Source organism: Mammaliicoccus sp. J-M40 (assembly GCF_022386395.1).
GTDB classification, from domain to species: domain Bacteria; phylum Bacillota; class Bacilli; order Staphylococcales; family Staphylococcaceae; genus Mammaliicoccus; species Mammaliicoccus lentus.
This window is the reverse complement of the sequence record NZ_JAJNIQ010000025.1, coordinates 1-4402: the sequence shown is the minus strand read 5'-3', so window position 1 is coordinate 4402 and position 4402 is coordinate 1. Positions and strand designations below refer to the sequence as shown.

4 protein-coding genes and 1 pseudogene are annotated in these 4402 nt (G+C 29.3%); all 5 read left to right on the top strand.

Annotated features, from left to right (window positions below; translation table 11 throughout):
- Positions 1-645: 645 nt before the first annotated feature.
- Positions 646-792, top strand: a complete 147-nt coding sequence (locus LQ688_RS13810) for a ribbon-helix-helix protein, CopG family (protein ID WP_101174849.1) — start codon at positions 646-648, stop codon at positions 790-792.
- Between the two features lie 65 nt (positions 793-857).
- Positions 858-1556 (top strand): replication protein, encoded by a 699-nt coding sequence (locus LQ688_RS13805; protein WP_210142659.1) that lies wholly within the window; start codon positions 858-860, stop codon positions 1554-1556.
- A pseudogene (locus LQ688_RS13800) lies at positions 1552-2076 on the top strand (replication initiation factor domain-containing protein); the annotation flags it as partial. The gene LQ688_RS13805 and the pseudogene LQ688_RS13800, both read left to right, overlap by 5 nt.
- Positions 2077-2101: 25 nt before the next feature.
- Positions 2102-2875 (top strand): ANT(9) family aminoglycoside nucleotidyltransferase Spd, encoded by a 774-nt coding sequence (locus LQ688_RS13795; RefSeq protein WP_021285909.1) that lies wholly within the window; start codon positions 2102-2104, stop codon positions 2873-2875.
- Positions 2876-3190: 315 nt separating this feature from the next.
- A complete protein-coding gene (mobV, locus tag LQ688_RS13790) occupies positions 3191-4396 on the top strand; it encodes a MobV family relaxase (protein WP_239752875.1) in 1206 nt (401 codons plus the stop codon).
- Positions 4397-4402 lie beyond the last annotated feature (6 nt).

Sequence of the window (4402 nt, the reverse complement as noted above, 5' to 3'; positions counted from 1 at the left end):
GGCTATACAAATATTTGATAAAAAAATACATCCTGAAGAATATCAAGAAGAAAAGAAAGAGCAAAAACGTGATAGGGGTAGATAAATAAAAACGCCACTCTAAAAATAGAATGGCGTTCAAAATCTTTAAAGAATTGTTTAAGTAAATCTAATTTAATTATACCCACATTTATGCCGAGAAAACTTTTTGTCTTAAAGAGTCCTTAACTTAGACTTAAAGCGACAGCGGTCGATAGCGTCAGCTATTAACCCGACCGACTGACAGCTTTTAGGATTGTTAAGGACGCAAACTTTAAGACCAAAAGGAAATTGGAATAAAAAATAAATTGAGTTAATGGTTTAGGTTTTAGGGCTAACTTCACGAAGTGATCTGTTAGCCCTGTTTTTGTATTTTGGTTTAGAATTTATCAAATTTAGTTGGAAAAAGGGGGACTACTACGACCCCCCTTTTAAGTGCCGAGTGCCAAATTGATAAAAAAGTGTCTTTTGAACTTACTCTCTCAAGGGATTGAGGTACATTAAAGTTCGGGGACATTTAGGGACATTTTTGGGGACATTTTAGTTTTTTTGTGTTTTAATTTGTATAAAGTACACAACTATGATACTATAATTTTAATAAATTGACTTGATTGAAAGGTGAAAGAAATGACTGAAAAGAAAAGATTCACAATTACTATGTCGGATAGTTTTTATGAGTATTTAGAAGAGTTATGTAAAGAAAAGGGTTTAAGTAAATCAGCAATGCTTACATTGGTTTTAGATGAATATAAGAAAGGGCAGAAAAATGCATAAAAAAAGAGCGTCCTGGCAAAAGACCGCTCTTTTTAAACTGCATTATCTGTATATGGTGATGTTAAATGACAACAGATAAAGCAAGATACTTCACATTTTTATTGTACCCTGAGAGTATACCAGAAAACTGGGAAATGCAACTAGAATTGATTGGTATTCCTATGGCGATAAGTCCACTACATGATAAAGATGAAACAGAACGAAAAAATTTAACTGAAGATGAACAGAAGAAAGTAGATAGAGGAGAAAAGATATATAAAAAGCCACATTATCATGTGATTTATGTAGCTGCTAATCCAGTTACAACGCATAGTGTTCGTAAAAGAATACAGAGAACATTAGGTAAAGAAAGTGTAGCAAAAGTTCAAATTGTAAAACAAAGTATGGAAAACATGTATGCGTATTTAACGCATGAAAGTAAAGACGCTATTGCTAAAAATAAATATAAATACAACAAAAAGGATATAAAGCTTTTGAATAACTTTGATATTGATAGATATGTAGTGCTTGATGTAGAAGATAAAGACGAAATGTTGAATGATGTTTGCGACATGATAGATGAGCATGGTTTAGCAAATATACGTGAGTTGAGACGTTTTATAAAAGAACGTGGAACGGAATATAATTTACCTAGTATGAAAATTATAAATAGTGTTTTACGTTCACATACAGGATTAATTAGATTGTATTTCGACGCAGTGTATCAAGAACGTAAATATAAACGAAGTTATATAGATTCAGATACAGGAGAAATACTTGATTGATTTTGAATTTGATTTTGAATATGATTTAAGTGATTACTATGCAATGACTGATAAATCAGTTAAGAAAACAATTTTTTATGGTCGTGACGGTAAACCAGAAACAAAATATTTTGGTGTTCGTGATAGTGATAGATTTATAAGAATTTATAACAAGAAACAAGAGCGTAAAGATAATGCAGACGTTGAAGTTATGTCTGAACATTTGTGGCGTGTAGAAATTGAACTTAAGCGTAGTATGGTTGATTATTGGAATGATTGTTTTAATGATTTACATATTTTGAAACCAGATTGGAAAATCATTAAGCGCAGTTCTGATAGAGCAATGGTTTTTATGTTGTTAAATGATGAAGAAGAATGGGGTAAATTAGAAAGACGAACTAAAAATAAATATAAAAATTTAATTAAGGAAATATCTCCAATTGATTTAACTGATTTGATGAAAATGACTTTAAGAGAAAACGAAAAACAATTGCAAAAGCAGATTGATTTTTGGCAACGTGAATTTAGATTTTGGAAATAATATTTAAAGATGAGAGGAGTCAATAATGGAGGAACCAAATAAGCAAATTGATAATGTTTTAATAGAATTGAAACGATTGTTTTCAAAAGATTTATTAGGAGTCTATTTATATGGTTCTTATGTTAAAGGGGGTTTAAAAAAAGATAGTGATGTTGATTTTCTAGTGATAATAAATAGAGATATGACTAAAGAAGAAAAAAGAATATTAATTTCGAAAATTATGCCTATCTCTAAAGAAATTGGTGAAGATACAAGTTTAAAATATATAGAATTAACTGTGCTTAATTATCATGAAAATGAAAATTGGTCTTATCCACCTATTGAAGAGTTTATCTATGGGGAATGGCTTAGAGAAGATTATTTAAATTATTTTATTCCAGAAAAGAATAACAACATTGATTTAACAATATTATTATATCAAGCCAAGCTTTCTTCAATATCAATTTATGGCGAAAATAATATTAATAACTTAATTCCTGATGTTCCATTTATTGATTTACAAAAAGCTATAAAGGAAAGTTCTAAAGAATTGATAAAAGATTTTTATGGTGATGAAACAAATGTTATTTTAACCCTTTGTCGTATGATCGTAACTTATGAAACAGGTAAGTTTTATTCAAAAGATTTAGCTGGCAGTATGATAATAGAAAATTTATCAGAAAATTTATCAATTGAAGAAAATAATTTAATAAGTTTAGCTATTTCTAGTTATAAAAATGGTAATAGCGTTGATTGGGAACTTTTTCCTGTTAAGAGTGTCATTAAAAAACTTTATGCTTATTTGAATTATAAATTATGATAATAGCTTTTGTGATATTTGCAATATCAAGTATTCCTTAAATTTTGAAAAAGAAAGTAAGTAGTTGAATATATGTTGTTTTAGTTTTGATCTTTATATTTAACAACCACTATTTTGGTTGCTGGTGTTTTGATTTTGAATTTGGTTTTGAACTTATGGACTGACTTGTTCAGTCCATTTTTTGTGCTTGCACAAAAACATGTTTTAGCCTCGCAGAGCATACGGTTTAATGACTTATTTCAAAATAAGTCTAGTATGTTAGACTTAAAGTATTAAATTACCTAACTAACCTTATTGTTGAGGAGTGAATTATATATGTCGTATTCAATTATTAGAGTTTCAAAAGTCAAAACAGGAACAAATACAACAGGCATACAAAAACATGTTCAAAGAGAAAATAATAATTATGAAAATGAAGATATAGACCATAGTAAAACTTACTTAAATTATGATTTGGTAAATGCTAATAAACAGAATTTTAATAACTTGATTGATGAAAAAATTGAACAGAATTATACAGGTAAACGAAAAATTAGAACAGACGCGATTAAACACATTGATGGTTTAATTACATCAGACAATGATTTCTTTGATAATCAAACGCCAGAAGATACAAAGCAGTTTTTTGAATATGCTAAAGAGTTTTTAGAACAAGAATACGGTAAAGATAATTTATTATATGCGACAGTTCACATGGACGAAAAAACTCCACATATGCATTATGGTGTTGTTCCTATCACTGATGACGGTAGATTAAGTGCGAAAGAAGTTGTAGGGAATAAAAAGGCGTTAACAGCGTTTCAAGATAGATTTAACGAATATGTTAATCAACGTGGGTATGATTTGGACCGAGGACAATCAAGACAAGTTACAAATGCTAAACATGATCAGGTAAGCCGATATAAGCAAAAAACAGAATACCATAAGCAAGAATATGAGCGTGAGAGCCAAAAATTAAGCCATATACAACAAAAAAGCAGTGAGTTGATAGAACAATACCAAAAATCATTAGAAACGCTTAAAAAGCCTTTAAACGTCCAATATGAACATGAAACTGAAAAAGTAGGTGGATTGTTCAACAAAGAAATACAAGAAACAGGGAATTTTGTAATAAGCCAAGAAGAATTTAATAACTTTCAGAAACAAATACAAGCAGCACAAACGATTACAGAAGATTATGAGTATATTAAGTCAGATAAAGCTCTGAATGACCTAAAAAACGAAAATAGTAAGCTTAGAGAAGAAAACAAGGATATGTCTAAAACTTTAGTAAGAGCAAATGAGGTTATAAAAGACCTCAAAAAACACCTTGATGATGCGTTTAATGTTATTGAAGTTGTTAGAGAGATTTTTGAGAAGTTAGAGCAAGCTATTGGTAGAAATAAATATAGGAATTTAATGAATGATGTGAGTAGAGATAATGCTCCTATGATAAAGGCTATACAAATATTTGATAAAAAAATACATCCTGAAGAATATCAAGAAGAAAAGAAAGAGCAAAAACGTGATAGGGGTAGATAAATAAAA

Excerpts from the sequence above, each read along its gene's own strand:
- mobV (WP_239752875.1), top strand. The coding sequence starts at position 3,191 with ATGTCGTATTCAATTATTAGAGTTTCAAAAGTCAAAACAGGAACAAAT.
- LQ688_RS13805 (WP_210142659.1), top strand. The coding sequence starts at position 858 with ATGACAACAGATAAAGCAAGATACTTCACATTTTTATTGTACCCTGAG.
- LQ688_RS13810 (WP_101174849.1), top strand. The coding sequence starts at position 646 with ATGACTGAAAAGAAAAGATTCACAATTACTATGTCGGATAGTTTTTAT.
- LQ688_RS13795 (WP_021285909.1), top strand. The coding sequence starts at position 2,102 with ATGGAGGAACCAAATAAGCAAATTGATAATGTTTTAATAGAATTGAAA.